Below are 19557 nucleotides of genomic sequence, written 5' to 3'. Positions count from 1 at the left end.
CACTCATTCCTTAAAAAATTGCGCAAATATATGACATTTAGAAAAATCACTTATTTACGCACTCACTGACTAAATGCATTCACTGCGTAATTTAATGAAGATGATAGATCTATTTTTTACGCATTTCAACGAGAAAATAGATCTTTTTTGCGTCAAAAATGATTTTACTTCGCAAAAAATAGCCCATATAATGACGCACACGTATCATTATTTAAGAGGCAACGCATGGAACAAAGTCTCATGAGCCTAGCGGAGCGCGTAGAATATGCGATCAAGCCGGACAGTATTAGAGCTTTTGCGTTAAAAATTGATGTATCTGAAGGGACGCTGCGCAGAATATTAAAAGGGGAAGACCCAAAACTCAGTGTAATTGAACGCATTGCTAAACAAGCCAACGTAGATTTGATGTGGCTCGTTACCGGGATCCCACTTGATTGCAAAACCGAATCACCAATCATCCAGCAAAGTATTACCTTGGAAGACTTCAATGAGGACTTTGTTGTTGTGCCTGGCTACCATGTCTCTGTCAGTACGGGTTATGGTGCATTTAACCAAAGTGCCGAGGTTGCACGTTACCTTGCATTTAGAAAAAAGTGGATTGAATTTAAAAATCTAGATAAGTCACAGCTGGTCGTGGTGTTTGCCAAAGGCGACTCTATGGAACCCACGATTAATAATAACAATACGATTTTGGTGGATTTATCGGATAAAAAATTAAGCGAAGGTCTGATCTATGTTGTCCGCCTTGGTGAAGAGCTTTATGCAAAGCGCTTACAACAAAACTTTGATGGCTCAGTACGCTTGATTAGCGATAATAAAGAATACCGGGAACAAGTTGTGATGCCGAATGAATTGGAGCAGCTGGAAATTCTCGGTAAAGTAGTATGGATTGGTAAAGATCTAATTTAATAATACGATGCTAAATCTTGAATACTTATTCTCATTTTTAATCGCCAGCACGGTAATTGCCGTGGCACCGGGCCCATCCAATGCGTTTTTAATGGCGCAGACCTTTACTAATGGCCGCGTAGCTGGCATGCAAAGCGCATTAGGCTTTGCACTCGGTGGGGTGATCCACACACTCTTTGCCGTTGTTGGCTTATCCGCACTCCTAAAAGCCTCAGAGACCGCCTATACCACAGTGCAATATCTCGGCGCAGCTTACTTAGCTTATCTAGGTATAATGACTATCAAAGAAACGCTTGGAAAGGCGCAGATAGCTTGCGAGGAAAAACCGCACGTGAGCACCAAAAAGCCTAAAAACGTGATGTTCCAAGCAATGATGACGGAAGTCTTAAATCCCAAAGTCGCCCTGTTTTTTATTGCATTTATTCCTCAGTTTGTCGATAGTAGCTTGGCGACCTCGACAACAATGCAACTGGCCATGTTTGGTTTACTGTATCCTATTTTAGCTTTTCCCATCGACTGCATGTATATCTATGGTGGTGATAAAATCGCAGGCTATTTTAGGCAGCATCCTGCAGCGCCAGTGTGGATTGATCGTATTTCAGGCTTAATTTTTATCGCATTGGCAGTCAACTTATTATTCTAAACAGTTACGCAAAATAGGAGCAGTACACATGCAAAAACGTTCACAGCCACTGCCAGCTAAAAAGCACATTGCTTTGGTTGCACACGATGGCATGAAACCAGCCCTACTTGAGTGGTGTCAGACCCACTTAGATAGCCTAAAACAGCACAAGCTTTACGCTACGGGCACAACGGGTAACCTAATAGAAAAGCATACTGGTTTAGAAGTAACAAAGCTATTTAGTGGCCCAATGGGTGGCGACCAACAAATTGGTGCCAAAATCGCGGAGCAAGATGTTCATGTCTTGATTTTCTTTTGGGATCCGCTTGCGTCACAGCCTCACGATCCGGATGTAAAAGCACTGTTGAGACTCGCTGCTGTTTGGAATATTCCCGTTGCCTGTAATGAAGCAACGGCAGATTTACTGATGGCGTGCGATAAAATGAGCCAGCCAATCGCAAGACATTTACCTGATTATGAGCAGTATCTTGCTAGTCGCTTAGATTGATAAAATAGATGAGTAAGGAAGCGGTTTGTGACCGCTTCTTTGATTTTGACTTCGATTACTTAAATATTTTATCCGCCCACTTAGTCAAGCCTGCAGTAACACTACCAAAGTTATCCCCGTTCACCATTTCAATATCGCCAATTTGCTGTGCAAGCGTTGCCTTGAGTAACGGTGATTGCGCGCTACCGCCAGTCAGATAAATTACATCGGGCTTTGACCCCGCTTGATGTATGGCTTCTTTCGCAAGCATGCCCATCTGCTCTAAGTTCGACATGACCGACTCGGCAAAATCTTGCTGCGTAAATTCAGAGGTTAACTGTGGCTCAATAAAACCAAGGTTGGCATTAAACTTTGCTTGCTCAGAGAGTGCTATCTTACCAAGCTCACCTTCACGAACCACTTGATGGGTAAGTTTGTTCTGTTGAATGTGAAGTAAACGCGCCAGCTTTTGCGGCTCGGCGACATCTCGCAACATGCTTTGCAATTCTCGCGCTAATTTATCGCTGTAGAAGTCTAGTTGAGACTGAATATCATTGATTTTACATGCCTGCCAATACAGTTGACTAGGCATCGGCAAACCTGAACTCATGTTAGAGCCTAGACCACACAACGGCATTAATTGGTGATAAGCAAGTGCAATATCTAAATCGTTACCACCGATACGTTTACCCGTATGCGCTAAAAAGTCTTGCTGGCGCTGTGTATTATTGCGATAGCTTGGCCCCATTCGGACAAACGAACAATCGCTAGTACCACCGCCGATATCAACGACCAGCACAAGTTTATCTTGCTGAAGACGACTTTCATACTCAATCCCCGCTGCGAGCGGTTCGAAGAGAAAATCCACTTCCTTAAATCCTGCTCTTTTTGCAGCGGTAGTAAGAATATTAACCGCCTGTTGATTACTTTCTTCTCCGCCGACGGACTGAAAATTAACAGGTCGACCAATCACAGTGTCGGTAATGGACTGTTGCAGCTGCGACTCGGCACGGCGCTTAATCTCAACCATCATCGCCGCAGCAATATCTTCAAAGAAGGCGATTTGTTGAGATTTAAGCCCAACCGCCCCAAAGAAGGACTTAGGTGATTTAACAAAAAAACCTTCTTCGGGAAATTCAATATACTCAGAAATTGCCGCTTGACCAAAAAAAACGCCCGCTTCATGTGCTTCTAAATCAAGATCGCGCTTAGCTTGCTGCGCTACCGTTAGCAGCCCTTGGCGAGACTGTGTGTAGACTGGATCTGGTTCATTGAGATGACGATTAACAAATGCAGAAATTAACGCATTGTGCATCGCATACATAGTCGAAGGCAGGTAATATTTATCTTGCTCGAGACGCAGTAAGTCCACTTCACCATTTTGCATGACACCCATCGCACAATTAGAACTTCCGTAATCAAACCCGGCTTTCATTCTCTACCTCAAACTGCTGAAAAGTCGCGAAGTGTATCATGGTTGTCGTTATTGTCAGATGAATTTATCTAGGTTCCCACATCCTTTATAGGCTTGTCGTGGAATGAAACCATTTTGCATAACACACTAGACATTGCACAATGAGAGCTTCCGTAATCAAACCCGACTTTCATTCTCTACCTCAAACTGCTGAAAAGTCGCGAAGTGTATCATGGTTGTCGTTATTGCCAGATGAATTTATCTAGGTTCCCACATCCTTAATAGGCTTGTCGTGGAAAGCATAGCGCACACTGTCAGATTGCTTAGCTTGATACATAGCGGAATCTGCCTGTTGGATCCCAGTCTCGATGTCGAGGTTATTAAATAGACTGACGCCGATACTAATCCGACAACTTAGCTTATTGCCTTCAAAAAGATAGGGTTTATCTACCTTGTTGATTATTTGCTGGCAGATCCCAACCACATGAGATTCGGCTTGAGGCTGTTGTGGAGATAAGTGAGTGATTAGAATCACAAACTCATCGCCTCCCCAACGGATCACCACATCATCTTGGCGTACGCTAGCACACAAACGCTGGGCAACCGCCTTAAGTAGCTGGTCCCCCACATGGTGGCCATGCAAGTCATTTACTTTTTTAAAATCGTCAAGGTCCAAAAACAAGATTGCGCTGTAACTACCAAGCTTTTGACCTACACGGAGTTGCTCCGTCAATCCATGCTGGAGAACATGGCGATTCGGTAATTCGGTTAACTGGTCATGATAGGCCAACTTCTCGGCTTCGAGATACTCCAACTTACGGTCATTGATATCCCGAGATAACACGATAAAACGTGTTTCAGCATGATTATCGTTTGCAGTGACAACCTTACGGGCAATAGAGACCTCAAACCAACGCTCACCAACCGGTGTAGACAAGTGAATATGGCTACCATGTGAATAGCCGTTAACTTTTGCTTCCTGTAATGCCTGCATCACTATTTTAGCGGCTTGCTCTGGCATCACTTCAGTCACCGTATGGCCAATCAATTGTTCTGCAGGCGCGACTAACAACTCAGGGCGAAGTATTCTGGCGTCCCAGTGCCGCCCCTCTTCATCCAGTTCAAACATCAAATCCGGCATCGCACTTAATGTCGACGCCAATTCCTCATAGCTCGGTTGCGCCAAAGCTTGAGTGCGGGCCATACGTCGGTCCTTAACCATGAGGCGTTGCAACATCCTGTTCCATAATTCTATAAACTTGAACTTTGCAATTTGAAACATGCCAATGAACACTGCTCATCTACGGCTATCGTTATAAAAATAATATACCAATTTTATGAATAATGACTAATTAACCTGAGCTGCGCATAATTAATGCCTTTCTAGCAGCCAGTTTTAGCGCTAACTGCGTTGAATTCACTTCCAATAGCCAGCTATTGGTGCGTAAATTCGCCTTGTTTTCCCTAAAACTCTCTGGCTAGACAAGGAAAAAACTAAGTTGTTCTTTAGAAACAATGAGTTTGAACATTCCTTATCCAAACCTCAGGTTAATTACCGACTGCATCATAAAAAATATTTTCAAGTCATTGGCTTTGAAGGAGAAAAGCAATTGACGAATTGATAATAATTCCTATAATCGACACGGCAGCGCTTTCCATGATGGAAGGTCACAAGATATATAAGGATGACTATGTCTTTTTTCAAAAAAGCCCTTGGCGCAGTCGGTATCGGTGCAGCAAAAGTAGATACCATCTTAGAAACCCATCACGCCTCCCCTGGCGAAGAAATTTCTGGAACGGTTAAAATCATCGGTGGCAAAGTTGCTCAAGAGATCAACAAAATAGATCTTAACGTAATGTGCAACTACACAGTTGAAAGAGAAGACAGTGAAGGTGAAACAACGACCATCACTAAAAACCACACCCTTGCTAAATTTCAAATCAACGAACGATTTACTATCGAACCCGGTGATGAAAAGCACATTCCATTCACGCTTGACCTCGCTGAAGAAACCCCGCTTACTGTTGGCCAATCCAAAACTTGGATCGCTACCAACCTTGATATTGATATGGCGCTCGACAAGTCAGATAGGGACTATTTACATATCGTACCTACCGAGCTACAACAAGCGGCTATCGATGCGATGGAAGCGCTTGGCTTTAAACTCTATGAATCAGACTGTGAAGGTATTGATGAAGTATCATTCTCACGCCTGCCATTCGTACAAGAACTAGAGTTTAAAACGATCACAGGTGACTTCCATGGTCGCTTTGATGAGGTAGAAGTGGTTTTCTTTAATCGTGGTGAGCAACTCGAAATCATCTTTGAGATTGATCGCAAAGCGCGAGGCTTTAAAGGCTTCTTTGCGGAGGCGCTAGACCTTGATGAGTCAAAAGCCAGATTGTTGATAGATGAAGCAGATTTAGAAGACCTAGAAGATGCTATCTATGACATTCTAGAGGCGAATTGCTAAGGTATATTAACCTTATAGTATTGATAGATTTATATTGATGCTTTGGTGATCGTTGCATTCATACGAATGCAACTTCTATATGAACAAACTCTATTATTATCCCAGTCCACCTAACGCTATGGTTTATGTTAATACAAATGTTAAGGTGTATAGGTAATAACTTTCTAGACTGATTTATTGTTACAATTTAAGCCCCTTTAACATGCCGTTCACGGCACGTTTGAGTTGACTTAAACTCAATAAAACAGCACATTAAAACGAATGGTCAAGGTAGATTAGGTGACAATGAATGTCCAACTTTAGAATTTGGAAACTGGTTAGCCTACTGTGTGTTTTGAGCCTAATGCTGGGCTGCGAATCGAAAGAAGAACGTATCCAGCAAACCATTACACATACACTTCAAGAAGCTTCAACAGCGATAAATACGCTGGGAACCGCCCTTGATAAAAAGCAGGTGAGAAATGCCAACCTTTTGACTGAGTATGGCAAAGTACTTGGTCAGCAAAAACCTCAGCTCAGTGAAATTGCGCAAATTATTTCCCAAGACGCAACAAGCAGTGGAACCTTATATCAGAGTTTATTGACTCGTTATCAGTCCCTCAAGTCCCCCGCTCCAAGTATGAACAGCGATGATATTATCAACCAAGCGCTCTTGTTAAAAGAAGCCGCTTCCATCAGTTTGTTCAATGATGCGCTGACAGATCCAATCAATGTTTTAGCCGATATGTCAGATGGAAAGCTAGCGCGAGTTGGCGCAATCAGTCAGCAAGCGGAACAAACGGCAAACGGTCAGACCGGTGTCGGCAATCAGCTTGTTGGTAATGCCAACTATGGCGAATGGCAGACCAATTCAAACGGCACTAGCTTTTGGATGTGGTACGGCATGTATCGCATGCTTGGCGATATTGTTGGTGATGTTGAATATGGTCGCTGGAGTAAACACCGCAAATACAGTTACTACAGCGACTATGGTCGTCATAGATACACCAGTTATAAAAGCTACAAACGCCAAACTGAACTCGCCAAGCGTACTCAACAATCGTACCAACGCCAAGGCAAACAGTTTACCAGTCCCTATGCCAAGAAAAAGTCTGGCGCGTCAGGGTTAAGTCGAAGTAGCAATACCCCATCAGCAGTAACTCGAAGCAGCTACTCTCGAACCTCAAGCTACGGCTCAGTTCGCAATAGCTCAAGTAGAACCTCCCGTGGCGTAAGCCGGGGCAAATAGCGCATATATAGCGGAGTTAACATATGTACCAATTTAACGGATTAACAGCTTGGACTTTTCAAGCATTGCTAATAGATATGGCGGTGATCGTCGCGTTGTTTGTTAGCTTAAAATACATCAAAGGTTGGGTATCTAACCTTCATGCAAACGATGAAATCACAGAAAAAGACAACTTTGCATTTGGCCTCAGTTTTGCTGGTGGTTTAGCAGGTTTGGCCATCGTAATTTCAGGTATTTCAAGTGGTGCTTTTGCCAGTTCTTTGGTTCAAGAAGCGCTACAAATGGCGGGCTACGGTATCGTTGGTATCATCCTTATCAAACTCGGCCACTTTTTCCAAGACAAAGTCGCGCTACGCAAGGTGAACCTTCATGACGAAATCGTTAAAGGTAATGTCACCTCAGCACTGATTGATTTTGGCCATGTGGTGAGCGTTGCCATTGTGATCCGCTCAGCTTTGCTTTGGGTACTCACAGAGGGCTGGTACGGTTTACCGATTGTGGTTGCTGCCTTTATTATTGGTAATATTTGTATGTTGCTTGTGAGCCAATACCGAGTACAACTATTTAAGCGCACCAACAAAAGTGGCGACTGTTTACAGCAAGCAATCAAAGACAACAATATCGCGGTCGGGATCCGCTACGCGGGCTTTTTAATCGGCTCAGCACTAGCACTGACTGCAGCGTCCGGTTTAGCGCCGTATGTAGCGGACAACATTAACTCAAGCCTACTGTACTGGAGTATTGCGGCACTGGGTAGCATTGTGCTTTTCATCGTCTTACACCTCGTCATGATAAAAATTATTCTTGCGGGTAAAGATATTTCCGATGAAGTGAACAGACAAAAGAATGTTGGTGTTGCTGCAATCTCAGCCGCGCTTTCTTTTGCCATTGGTACGACTATGGCTAGTTTGTTAGGTGCATAACCCTTGAGCGTATCTGCACCACAAACTTCAGCAAGAGTGACCGGCAACTGGTCGTTGTTCGGTCACGACACCTTACTTATTGGCGTCATGGCTATTTTGGCCGGTTGCGGCCTAATCTACGAATATTTACTCTCTCATTATGCTGGTCGCGTTTTAGGCTCTGTAGAAAGCGCGATTTATGCCATGATTGGCACTATGATCGTGGCCATGGGCATTGGCGCATTTTTAGCACGCTGGTTCAAAGATCCTTTTACCGCGTTTGCATGGCTTGAAAGCCTAATCGCGCTACTCGGCATGAGCAGTATTTTGGTGATCGCCAGTGTTATTGCACTTACCTATACCCTGCCCCATACACTTTCTAGCCTTTACAGCCTGCCTCCAGATAGTGTCTTAGATGGCATGCCATTTGCGCAATTACAAGCATTTGCCCGATTTTTACCTTATGTTTTCGGCCTCATCCTAGGCATTTTAATTGGCATGGAAATTCCACTGATTGCTAGGATCCGTCAACAAGTGTATGGCCGCTTCCTTGAAAATAACGCAGGTACCATTTACGGTGCAGATTATATCGGTGCTGGTGTTGGTGCTGCCATTTGGGTCACGATTATGCTTGCGCTGCCAATAATGCAAGCAGCCGCGTGGACTGCGCTATTTAATATCATTGCAGGACTTATCTTCCTATGGCGTTACCATGCTCATGTCCGCTTCGCTAAGCTGCTGTTTGCTTGCCACTTTGTTCTACTTGGTATCTTTTTTGTCATCCTGAGCCATGGCTCTCTTTGGATGAAAGACCTCAGCAACGTGCTTTACAAAGACAAGGTAATCTATTCAGAGTCAACGAAGTATCAACATGTTGTCATCACTGAGCGATTGAGCCGCGCACAACCGATGCCAATTAACGATTTATTCTTAAATGGTCGATTACAGTTTTCATCTGTGGATGAACAGATCTATCACACTATGCTTGTGTATCCTGCAATGCTGGCATCCAACCGTCGCGAAAAGGTGTTAATTATTGGTGGCGGAGATGGTCTGGCACTTCGAGATGTACTGGAATGGCCTGTTGAAAATGCAACCTTAATCGATTTGGATGGGCAACTGCTCTCACTATTTGGACTACAAGGGCAACCCTACCCTGCTAGACCACATATCACCAGTCAATTAACTCTTTTGAATGGCGACGCCTTAAACGACCCAAGAGCAACTGTTATCGTTGCAGATGCTTTTTTAGAAGTAGAAAAAATGCTTGACCAAGGTAGACAATTTGACACTATCATTATCGACTTACCCGACCCTAATCACCCTGATTTGAATAAGCTATATAGCGACTACTTTTATAATCATGTGCGTCAATTACTGGCACCCGATGGTGCACTCGCTATTCAATCAACGTCTCCTTATCACGCCAAAAAAGCGTTTATTAGCATAGCCAAAACGGTAAAACATGCCGGGTTTACGCATGTTGAGCAATACCAACAGAATATTCCCTCATTTGGCCAGTGGGGATGGACAATCGCAACGAGAACAGGGCAACCTGCAAGTGCTAGGATCCGAGCAGTCGAGTCTTTGCCTGTCCCAAGTAACTGGATAAACAAAGAGTATTTACTCGCGACTTTCGCCTTCCCTAATCGCTTTTTTGATGGAGCAAAAGATATTGAAGTCAACCAGTTAGGAACAGGGAGACTATACGATTATTATCGCCAAGCATGGCAAACAGAAGATGAGTTGTATAAAAACTAGCGCACGACCATTGACATATTATGTCTTACGTGCAACTCTTAACTCAGACATAATATGTCAAAACAAAAAAGGTAAATGAAGATGGAATTAAATGAACTATCAATCAAATTAGCATCATTTGAAACAGAAGGTGCTAACTTCGAATCTTTCTTAATCGCCAATGAAGGCGAGCAAGATGTATTGCAAGTGATTGTTGACGGAAATGACGAATTACCAATTTTTGTGACTCAGACTGAAGAACAACTTGTATGCATTAGTTACCTATTTAAAGAGAATGAGGTAAAGCCTGAGTTGCTAAACGAGTTAAATGAAGCACTATTAAAACTGAATGTGCCGATCCCGCTGAGTGCGTTTGCTAAAATTGATGAGCAGTATGCGATATTTGGTGCTCTAGCCGTTTCCTCCTCAATTGATGAGATCACGCACGAACTGGTCACCCTAGCGGACAATGCAATCGAAGCATTAGATGCAGTGACTGTGTATTTGAATGAATAATATTGGAGTTGTGAAATGAGTATTTTAAAGAAATTATTTACTGCTGTTCGTGGTGGCGCTAGAGAAGTTGGTGAGTCAATTGTTGATGCAAATGGCATTCGTATTTTTGAGCAAGAAATTGCTGACGCACAAAACGCATTAGCTAAAGCAAAAAAAAGCTTAACAGAAGTAATGGCGAAAGAGATGCAGACAAAACGCAAATTAGCTGCACTTGACGAAAGCATTATCGAGCATGAAAACTATGCTGGACAAGCGCTCGAAAAAGGTAACGAAGCTTTAGCGGTAGAAATCGCAGAGAAAATCGGTGAATTTGAAGTTGAGCGCGCAGAGCATCAGCAAGTGCTAGACGGCTTTAGTAAACATGTGATCCTGTTAAAACAGCAGATCAAAGAAGCTGAAAAAACGATTAAAGAAAACCAACGCCAGCTGACAATGGTAAAAACCACAGACAGCGTTCAAAAAGCAACCATGGCAGTAAACAGCACGCTAAATACCAATGCGTCATCTATGGTAAATGCACGTCAGTCGCTTGAGCGTATCAAGCAACGTCAGCAAGATAGGCAAGATCAACTGGCTGCGGCAAAAGAGCTTGAAGCCGCTGCAACGGGTGCAGATCTAAAAGCCAAAATGGCAGAAGCGGGAATTGGCTCTACGCAAAAGAGTAATGATATTCTTGAACGTATTAGAGCTAAACAAAGCAACTAATATTTGCTGATTAGAAAAAGGAGGCCTCGCCTCCTTTTTACCCTTTTTGATTATGTAGGTGTACTATGTTTGGCTTTTTTAAATCAAAAAAAACTCCTGAGCGACAACTTACTCATGCAAAAGATCTGCAAGTTGGGGACATGCTCACCATCATCGATTCGTTCGCTTACCCAAGCTGGCTCAAGGGACAAACCCTAAAAGTGGTTGGCGTACAAACTTACCAATTTGAACGCAGCGCTGCATATGAATTTGTTCTCGAAAGTGATTCAGGTAACATTACTTTTTTGCAAATTGAACAAAGTGACGGTGAGGAATACGCGAATTTCTCTATCAAAATCCAAAGAGAAGACGTCGACGCTATTTTTACGCTTGATGAATTTGCGCGTATTTTCGATGAAGAAGCACTGACCCACATCGACACCCACGCTACTCCAGAGATTTTCGAGCGATTTTTAGGTAAAAGCTATCAACAAAGTGAAGCGCCCTACGTTTGCTATTTTTACGATAGCGATTATCGCGGCCGCGCTTTGCCACGCTATCAAGATGAAAGTGGCGAAGTATGTGAAGTTATCGAGTTACTTAGTCCTGACGAAAAGTTCGCTATCAATATCGAGATCTGGGATGGAGGGGAAACTGACGTGTCACTAACCATGTGTCGCCCACTGAGCGATATTGTCGACCTATTTCCTGGAGCGAACTCGTGACCACAAGAGAAGACAAGTGGAAACGTCAAGAAGTGGCATTGAGGGCCACACAAATGGCCTTCGATTTAACCACGGAAGTACAAAAAAGTATTAAAAAACAGGCAATAGACGAAGAGCTAACGCCATCCGATATGATCAGAAAGATCCTTGATTTAGAAGTTAAATCGAAGAAAACTCGGCAACGCTTATCCTTCAATCTAACCGATGAAGAAATCGCACTACTGGCGGAACGTTTTGGCGTTGACCCCCACGACAAACGGGCCGTAAAGCAACAGGTCGCCAATATGCTACTCAGTCGCTACTCAGATAAAAGAAACAAGTAAGCAGTAATACCAATCCATTAATTCTCCAACTATTTTAAATAGTTAAAGCTACAACCTAAGAGGGAACGATGACAGAAGCAGAGATTAAGAAAAGTATTGATAAACATAGTGTGAAACCACTTATTTTCGTAGTCATCATGATGTTACTAATAGCATTATTGAATAACTACTTATTGGAAGATGATCCACTATCTCCAAACCTACTCATTTTCGGAGCATTAGCTGCTGGCATACACATCTTCAAAAATGTTCTTTGTGACGTCCTTGTCACAAAATCAGCACAGAATGGTTCTAAATAACCTGAGCTTAAATAACATCATTTCTCTCTAGCAGCCACTTTAACAATTGTAGCGTCGGTTAATCACGCTTGGGCAAATAAAGATAGCTGCTAGAGCTTCATCGCTTTGAGAACATCACTCTACCGCGAGCAGCTCAACTTCAAACACCAATAACGAACCCGGTTCGATTTTACCTGCAGCACGGTCACCATAGCCTAAGTCTGGACCAATCCAAAAGCGGTATTTATCCCCTTCGCTCATCAACTGCACACCTTCGGTCCAACCCGGGATCACTTGATTAAGTCCAAAGCTGATGGGTTGGTCACGCAGTACCGAACTGTCGAATACGGAGCCATCAAGTAAAGTGCCGTGATAATGCACTTTAACTTTGCTCGTTGCATTTGGCTGTTTGCCACCGTCAGTTTGAGTGATTATTTCGTACTGAAGACCTGAGTCAGTTTTATGGACCTCTGTGCGCTTTTCGTTTTCTTTCAAAAAGTCAGCCGCTTGAATTCGATTAAACTGCGCAAGCTGCTTTTGCTTTTGGCCACCTCGAAAAAACACCACCGCAATCACCAGTGCAACAATAACGAGGATAATATTAGTTGTCGTCATGGTTTTCTTCTCCTTTGTCATCATCGCCGTTTACGACTTTTGCAATACGCTCCAGTTTCGCCATTGCAACTGCATTGATACTGTTTTCAGGATAGCCCTCTTCACTTAGCTCCCCTGCTGGTCTATCCATTAACAAGCTAAGCGCTTCATCTACCGTAGCAACGGCATAGACATGGAATAAGCCTTTTTCAACAGCTGCAATCACTTCATCATCTAACACTAAGTTGACCTTGTTAGATTCAGGGACGATCACCCCTTGCTTACCTGTGAGGCCTCGCATTTTACAGAGTTTAAAGAAACCTTCGATTTTTTCGTTTACACCACCAATGGCTTGTACTTCACCGTGTTGGTTAATTGAGCCAGTGAGCGCTAATGATTGATCCACGGGGAGTTGCGTCACCGCCGATAGCAGCGCACAAAGTTCTGCAAGTGATGCGCTATCACCGTCAATAAAACCATAATTTTGTTCAATGGCGATATTTGCGCTAAGCGTCAGGCTAAAGTCTTGCGCATACTTGTTACCTAGGTAACCCGTAAGCAGCATCACGCCTTTTGAGTGAATTGACTTACCTAAGTCTACTTCACGTTCAACGTCAATCACCCCGTCAGCACCCGCGTATACCGTAGAGGTAATACGCGCAGGCGTACCAAACGCGGTGTCACCAATATGCAGTACCGTCAGGCCGTTTACCTTACCAATTGCGGTGCCTTCGGTTGCAATCAAGGTATGCCCTTCTTGGATATCGCTGAGCATGTTTTCACTTAACTGTCCTGTTCGATATTCTTTTCCAGCTATCGCTTCATCGATGTGATTAGCGGCAATTTGGTTTACGCCATCTTGCTTGGCATAAAAACTGGCTTCTGCCACCAGCTCCAAAACATCAGCAAAGCGCGCCGAAAGCTTACTGTGGTGCTCCGCTTGGCGATAGCTAAATTTAAGCATACGCGCCAGCGCCGCTGAGCTAAGCTCAATCTTCAAGGTATCATTACAGTATTCCATCACCTTCGTGATGAATTGGTACTGCATTTTGTCCGAGCTTGGTAAATAGTAATCAAAATCGGCCAGCACTCTAAATAGCTCTGCAAACTCTTCATCGTATTCACCAATGGTGTAATACAGGTCTCGCGAACCCAAAAGAATAATTTTGACATCCAACGGAATTAACTGCGGCTTTAAGGTAAAGCTGCTGCCCACCGAATTGTCTTGATACGGTAGGTCATTTTTAATTTGGTGGGTTTTTAACGACAGTTTAAGGCCATCCCACACCTGCGCGTTAGCCATGACCTTTTCAGCATCCATGATCAGATAGCCGCCATTGGCGCGATGCAATGCACCTGCTTGAATAGAGCGATAGCTGGTGATCAAATTACCTTGAGAGGTTGCATACTCCACCTTACCAAAAATATTACCAAAGGTCGGATTTGGCTCATACACCACAGGCGCAGGGTCGTCCTCTTTAAACTCAACCAGAATATTGGGCGCAAAAAAGTCCGTGAGCATTCCCTTTGAGTCAAAGTCATCTTTGTTTTCGTCGCTGTTGCTACTATCGTCGTCTAGCCAATCTAATACCGCATCGACAATTTCAACCTTCAGATCTTTAAGATAACGCAGCACGCCAATGTGTGCGGCATACTTATGCTCAAGCGCTTTTAATAGCGGTTTGGTCGCCACTTCGATGGTGGTTTTTTTAAGATTACGCAAGCGCTCAGAAGATTCACGCTTCCATCTGGGCAGCTCAATAAGCGACTCGATTAGGGCATCTTCTAATGTTTCAATTGCGGTTAAAAAGTGTGCCTGAACATGCTCGTCCAGAGCCGAAAACTCCGTATCACTGAGCTGCTTACCATCGACCACAGGAGCAAAGCCAACTGTCCCCGTATCTTCTATCAGTGCAACGCTCATATTCATAGCTTGCTGCTCAACAGCGGTGATCGCAGCATCGTATTTTTGTTCGAATTCTTTATCTAGCGACTTTTTCTTGCGTTGATAACCCGGATTGTCAAAAGCTGCAGGAAAAGTATCTAAGATCTCATCGATAAAGGCGTCTATATCAGCCTCAAGCTGCTTACTTTCGCCCGCCTGCATAAATAGCGCGATAGGCTCGCGGTGGTCGTCGTAGTTGTTGACGTACAACCATTCTTTGGGCGTTGGCTTAGTTTTACTGTGTGCCTCAAGCTTGTCTTTTACCATGGTAAAACGACCTAGCGCCGCTTCTCCCATGACATACACATTATAACCGGGAAGCTCCATTCCCAAGGCAAAGTCTAGCGCGGTTTGAGCGCGCTGCTGGCCAATAAACGGTAGCGCTTCTGGGTAAGGATTTTGGATACAATTTTCTATGTGAGTCAACGAAACTGATGGCGCGAGCTGGCTCGCAGGCAGTGCTTTTTCAGACGACAATTTAGATTTGGTCATTCTAACTTCTTTGTATTATTCGCATACGTTAGTCTACTCAACTTGGTGCTTCCAAGCTGAGCGCCCACACTTTAGGGCGCTAATGCTTTTCTAGTATATTCCCCATGCCCGCACTCGCTGCAAGCTGGGATCTTGATGGCATAATAAACATCTAATTTATAGCCACAATTCTTACACACTAATTGTCCCAAAGCTATCCATTCACCTTCTTTATAAATGCCTTGGTGTTCAAAATCTTTTAAAAGTGTGGACCACTCAAGTTGAGTTCTATCTTCTAATTGGGATATTTCAAATAAGATGTTGGCTTTGAGTTCACTCCAAGCCGCTTCATCATAGAAGGATTTGTTTTCGAGGAGATGTTCTAAGTCACGTTTTAGATAGTAACTATAATCATCATAGGTTTGTTTGGTGTAGTCTTTCAGTGCGCTCTGCGCTTCCCAGAATCGCTTAGATAAATCGTCAATTTCATGTTCTTTGACGTCTTTGAGCCAATCGGAAAATTGATCCAGCCATTTTTGATAATCCGCCATTGCTACACTCCTGTTTCGCCAATAGGTTAAGTGTAGACCAGATATACCATTCATTGTATTAGGGTTTGCTGAACTTGGTGCTCAGCAAACCCATTTTGCTTCAGATTATGAAGCCAAAAGTCATTGCTATTAGCTTAAAAACGATACTTCACACCAACGGTTGCTGTTGTACCAAGGCCTTTAATGTTGTAGCCACCGTACGTATAGGCTTGTGCGCGAGCTGGGAAGTAGTCTGAGTTAAATAGGTTCTCAATACCAACAAAAGCTTGCCAGCTTTGGTCGAATTGATATTGACCACTAAAGTTAACCACATTATAGCTGTCAATTGGACCTTGATCTCCAACATAGTTACCTTTATCGTCTCGCTCGAAACGTTTACGGTCGCCCACATGTAACCAGCTTAACGTCATAGATAACGCATCAACTGGCTGCCAGTTTAGGTTTGCCGTAAGCTTTGGTGGGCTAATTTGTCTAGAGCCAAGATAAGTATCGGTTTCGGTATCTTTACCCTCTACATAGCTATATGTGGCAATAAGTTTTAGCGTGTCGTTGATCTTGTAATCGACAAGTGCCTCATAACCCCATATTTTTTGTGGTGCTCGAACTGGCTCATAGACTCCGGTTACTTCATTGAATTTATTCGTTGTACCAAACTCAGACGTACTTCTATATGCCGCAAATTCAAATCGTAACGTCTCAAATTGAGAGTTAAAACCGATTTCGTAGTTATCAACAATCGACGCTTCTGTTTGAATTTGACCAATGTCTTCTACCGTTGCACTGCGCAGCAGACGGCCAATATCCGAGATATCAGAGCCCTGCGAGTAACTGGCGAATGGGCTAAACTTTTCATTCGCGTTATATTTAACACCCACGTTGTACGTTGTGGCGTCATAGTCAATGGTGTCGCCTTTCACGTTAAGTGGCACAGAGCACTGATCCGCTGAACGGCAAAGTTTTAGTGTTTGGTAATCAGCTACCGCAAGATCAATACTTTCTTGTCTCACTCCCGCTTTTAACACTAGGTCATCGGCAACAATCCACTTGGTCTGTAGGTAACCTGCGATGCTTTCCATGTCCATTTCCGGCACCCAAATACGACCATCGACAAGTGGCTGTGAGGTCACATCATTCAACGCATCGATACCATAAATGAAGGTAGCTTGGACATTGTCAAAATCAACCAAGGTATTAAATGTTGCACGCGCGCCCTTTTTTTCAGAACGGATAATAGATTGACCGCCAGTGTATCCTTCATCAGGGTTTGCTAAGCTTGGAGAGAAGAAGAACACGTTCTCAATGTCTTGCATATACGCATCAAGCGTCATTTGTGTATTAGCAAAAACTTCTATATCGGTGTATTTCAACGTAATGTTTTCATTACCTTCTGGCCCTTGTGGCTTACCTTGTTTCTGCTGAGCTGGTGGCACGTGAATAGCGTAAGATTTTTCACCTAAATTGATGTTGCCAAACACATCACCTAGGTCCGTTTTTTGCTGTGAACTGTAGAAGTTATAGCTAAACTGCAGTTGTTTATCGCCATCAAAGTCATAGCCAAGCTTAGTAAAGTAGTTTTCTGTCACGGTATCCGACAGACCATACTGTAAACCTAGAATATCACCTTCAGCATCACGCTGAACACCGTTTTCTTCATAGCTTGCCGTGACTAAATAACTAAACTGGTCAACGCGGCCATTAATCGCGCCCGCAATTCGAGCACCTGCGCTCTCTGCAAGCTTTACTGCGCTAAAGCGGCTAGATAGGCTAATTTCACCTTCTGGTTTGCCATCGCTTTTGGCCTGCTTGGTGATGTAGTTAATGATCCCGCCCGAAGCACCATTACCATAAATTGAGGTTGCCCCTTTGATCACTTCTATACGGGCGATGGCACTTGGATCGAGCGTTTTTACACCTAAAGAACCATTTCGCAGTGGTGTAGACTGAGGTACACCATCAATCATCACCAGTGGTGCACGTCCACGCAACGATTGCCCAGTATTACTTGAACTACCCGTATCCGGAGCAAGACCAGGAACAATTTGAGATAACAAACTTTGTAGTTCTGGATTTACTTTTAAATGATCTTCGATTTGTTTTTGATTAATAATCGTAATAGAGGCAGGCACTTCATCGATGCTTTCAAACACACGACTGCCCGAGACCACGATATGCTCCATATCTGCAGCTTGAAGATCTTTAACATTGGTATCGTCTGCAATGGCTGCTGCGCTAACAGCCAACGCTACCATACTGAGAGTAGTTTTTAACATGGTTATCCTTGCTGGATTTAGAATAATAATGATGTAAAAAGCGGCAATATAATATTGCCAAACCCCAGTAAAAACAAGGCAAATGTGAATAATTTGCATTACCCTTCACTGAAAAATCACCCTACTCTGCACCACTTTTTGCAATTATATCTACATAACAGTAACTTAGAGCGAAGTTAATTACCTCTTCCTGCGATGGCGTTGTAACCAAAAATACAGGCCGGATACCGTGAAAAAGGTCGGAGCTAAGGCAAGTATTAACCAGACAAATTGCACGATGGGTCCTGCAAAATCACCAATATGAAACTTGTACTTAAAGTTCCAAACTTGCGTAGCGACTCCCGCTTTTGACGCATCATATTGCGCTACTACCTCACTATTATAAGGGTTTACCCAAACCCAGCTATAGGCATGACTTTCGCCTGGATTTTGAACTCTGAAAGCGATGCTGTCGGACGCTTTGTCAGGCATATAGATACGGAACAGCTGACTGTCTGGGAAGATAGATTGCGCGCGTGTTGTAGCGCTATTTAAATCATAGGGTAAGCTGTGAAAATTAACCGCAATAGTGGGCGGCTTTGGTCTTGCTTCGACCTCGTCAAAGCTCAACCACTCAACCACAGCCTTAGTTTGCGGCTGCCAGTTAAACGCCATACCACTGAAGGCAATGAGCAGTATAGGTAAAAGCAAATATACCCCCAATACGGTGTGTAACTGATAAAGCAGGATCCTTAGCTTAGCTTTTGGCTTTATCACTAGCCGTTTCAAGCGATTTTTAGGCTTTACCCAAAGATAAAAACCCAACACTAACTCAATAATGAGTACAAGTGCACAAATAGATACCCAATCTCTAAGCGGCTTTTTGTTGTCAGCACCTTCAAACAACAACCAACGGTGTAGCGCCATCGTAAAGCCATATATCGTAGAATAATACTCGTAGCGATGAAGGATCTCGCCACTGTAGGGGTTAACGCTAACATAATCACCGCTAGACAACTTCAGTTGCCATGCCAAATCCGGTTGCTGCTCAGGCATAAACAGTGAAACTTTTTCAGCGGTTGTAGATTCAACTGAGGTGACTATTTGCTCTACCCCAAGAGGCTCAGACTGTGGCTCAACTCGCCACAACTGAGGCTGAGTAAGATATTGAATATCTTTGGCATATATAAGCAGTGCCCCAGTTAAGCTTAAGCAAATAATAAACGCACCAGATACTAGCGCCATTACTAGGTGAGCACGGCGTAACCACAATTTTATCAAGGGAATTCTCAAACTTCTTTCGATATTTAGCAATAGTAAGTGATAATAACTCTTACTTGCAACAGCACAAAACTTCCCCTTTTACCGCTGCTGGTCTTCGCGTCGTTAATCTCCACTTCGACACCACCTTTAGTCCGCGGCAATCGACTAAAATAATTCCACTT

Annotated in this window: 19 protein-coding genes; 12 read left to right on the top strand and 7 right to left on the bottom strand. The window is 43.5% G+C overall.

What is annotated here, in order from left to right:
- The first annotated feature begins 225 nt into the window (after positions 1-225).
- From MHN30_RS01080 to MHN30_RS01070, 3 genes are read left to right on the top strand one after another with little or no spacing between them, the layout of a single operon-like run.
- Entirely contained in the window at positions 226-909 is a 684-nt protein-coding gene (locus tag MHN30_RS01080; protein WP_130163579.1) for a S24 family peptidase, read from the top strand.
- 7 nt (positions 910-916) lie between these two features.
- Positions 917-1552: a LysE family translocator gene (locus MHN30_RS01075; protein ID WP_239357166.1), complete on the top strand. Its 636-nt coding sequence runs from the start codon at positions 917-919 to the stop codon at positions 1550-1552.
- A gap of 28 nt (positions 1553-1580) precedes the next feature.
- Positions 1581-2039 carry a methylglyoxal synthase gene (locus MHN30_RS01070; protein WP_010371978.1) on the top strand — a complete coding sequence of 153 codons (459 nt, stop codon included), beginning with the start codon at positions 1581-1583 and terminating at the stop codon, positions 2037-2039.
- A 55-nt stretch (positions 2040-2094) separates the two neighbouring features.
- Here the strand turns inward: MHN30_RS01070 and yegD are convergent, their stop codons facing one another.
- Together yegD and MHN30_RS01060 are read right to left on the bottom strand one after the other, a co-directional pair.
- Positions 2095-3453, bottom strand: coding sequence for a molecular chaperone (gene yegD / locus MHN30_RS01065; protein ID WP_239357164.1), 1359 nt, complete (start codon positions 3451-3453; stop codon positions 2095-2097).
- Positions 3454-3694: 241 nt separating this feature from the next.
- Complete coding sequence (locus MHN30_RS01060) at positions 3695-4636, bottom strand: sensor domain-containing diguanylate cyclase (protein ID WP_239357162.1); 942 nt, start codon at positions 4634-4636, stop codon at positions 3695-3697.
- Positions 4637-5123: 487 nt separating this feature from the next.
- Here MHN30_RS01060 and MHN30_RS01055 point away from each other — a divergent pair, with 487 nt between their 5' ends.
- The 9 genes from MHN30_RS01055 (at position 5124) to MHN30_RS01015 (ending at position 12323) form a co-directional block, all read left to right on the top strand.
- Positions 5124-5906: a sporulation protein gene (locus MHN30_RS01055; RefSeq protein ID WP_239357146.1), complete on the top strand. Its 783-nt coding sequence runs from the start codon at positions 5124-5126 to the stop codon at positions 5904-5906.
- 289 nt (positions 5907-6195) lie between these two features.
- Positions 6196-7134 carry a CHAD domain-containing protein gene (locus MHN30_RS01050; RefSeq protein WP_130125895.1) on the top strand — a complete coding sequence of 313 codons (939 nt, stop codon included), beginning with the start codon at positions 6196-6198 and terminating at the stop codon, positions 7132-7134.
- 23 nt (positions 7135-7157) lie between these two features.
- Positions 7158-8057, top strand: a complete 900-nt coding sequence (locus MHN30_RS01045) for a DUF350 domain-containing protein (RefSeq protein WP_239357143.1) — start codon at positions 7158-7160, stop codon at positions 8055-8057.
- A gap of 3 nt (positions 8058-8060) precedes the next feature.
- Entirely contained in the window at positions 8061-9797 is a 1737-nt protein-coding gene (locus MHN30_RS01040; RefSeq protein WP_275446421.1) for a polyamine aminopropyltransferase, read from the top strand.
- An 81-nt stretch (positions 9798-9878) separates the two neighbouring features.
- Complete coding sequence (locus MHN30_RS01035) at positions 9879-10292, top strand: DUF2170 family protein (protein WP_010371994.1); 414 nt, start codon at positions 9879-9881, stop codon at positions 10290-10292.
- A 15-nt stretch (positions 10293-10307) separates the two neighbouring features.
- Positions 10308-10997 (top strand): PspA/IM30 family protein, encoded by a 690-nt coding sequence (locus MHN30_RS01030; RefSeq protein WP_010371996.1) that lies wholly within the window; start codon positions 10308-10310, stop codon positions 10995-10997.
- Positions 10998-11062: 65 nt separating this feature from the next.
- A complete protein-coding gene (locus MHN30_RS01025) occupies positions 11063-11701 on the top strand; it encodes a DUF4178 domain-containing protein (RefSeq protein WP_010606163.1) in 639 nt (212 codons plus the stop codon).
- On the top strand, positions 11698-12024 hold the full coding sequence (locus tag MHN30_RS01020; protein WP_130125892.1) for a hypothetical protein: 327 nt from the start codon (positions 11698-11700) through the stop codon (positions 12022-12024). Before MHN30_RS01025 ends, MHN30_RS01020 begins: the two co-directional genes overlap by 4 nt.
- Positions 12025-12092: 68 nt before the next feature.
- Entirely contained in the window at positions 12093-12323 is a 231-nt protein-coding gene (locus tag MHN30_RS01015) for a hypothetical protein (RefSeq protein WP_239357140.1), read from the top strand.
- 114 nt (positions 12324-12437) lie between these two features.
- On the opposite strand, the gene MHN30_RS01010 is transcribed toward MHN30_RS01015, so the two are convergent.
- From MHN30_RS01010 to MHN30_RS00990, 5 genes are all read right to left on the bottom strand, one after another.
- The gene (locus MHN30_RS01010; RefSeq protein ID WP_010606161.1) at positions 12438-12917 is read right to left on the bottom strand and encodes an FKBP-type peptidyl-prolyl cis-trans isomerase; all 480 of its coding nucleotides are present in this window, start codon (positions 12915-12917) and stop codon (positions 12438-12440) included.
- Complete coding sequence (locus tag MHN30_RS01005; protein WP_222241229.1) at positions 12904-15333, bottom strand: ATP-binding protein; 2430 nt, start codon at positions 15331-15333, stop codon at positions 12904-12906. Before MHN30_RS01005 ends, MHN30_RS01010 begins: the two co-directional genes overlap by 14 nt.
- 71 nt (positions 15334-15404) lie before the next feature.
- A complete protein-coding gene (locus tag MHN30_RS01000; RefSeq protein WP_239357137.1) occupies positions 15405-15863 on the bottom strand; it encodes a hypothetical protein in 459 nt (152 codons plus the stop codon).
- A gap of 134 nt (positions 15864-15997) precedes the next feature.
- Positions 15998-18133 carry a TonB-dependent receptor gene (locus MHN30_RS00995; protein ID WP_130163571.1) on the bottom strand — a complete coding sequence of 712 codons (2136 nt, stop codon included), beginning with the start codon at positions 18131-18133 and terminating at the stop codon, positions 15998-16000.
- 180 nt (positions 18134-18313) lie between these two features.
- The gene (locus MHN30_RS00990; protein ID WP_165384081.1) at positions 18314-19390 is read right to left on the bottom strand and encodes a PepSY-associated TM helix domain-containing protein; all 1077 of its coding nucleotides are present in this window, start codon (positions 19388-19390) and stop codon (positions 18314-18316) included.
- Positions 19391-19557: the final 167 nt, after the last annotated feature.

It is taken from the genome of Pseudoalteromonas sp. OF7H-1 (assembly GCF_022347825.1).
Classification (GTDB): Bacteria; Pseudomonadota; Gammaproteobacteria; order Enterobacterales; family Alteromonadaceae; genus Pseudoalteromonas; species Pseudoalteromonas maricaloris.
Note: the sequence above shows the minus strand (reverse complement) of the source record. Positions and strands in the feature narration are given on the sequence as shown.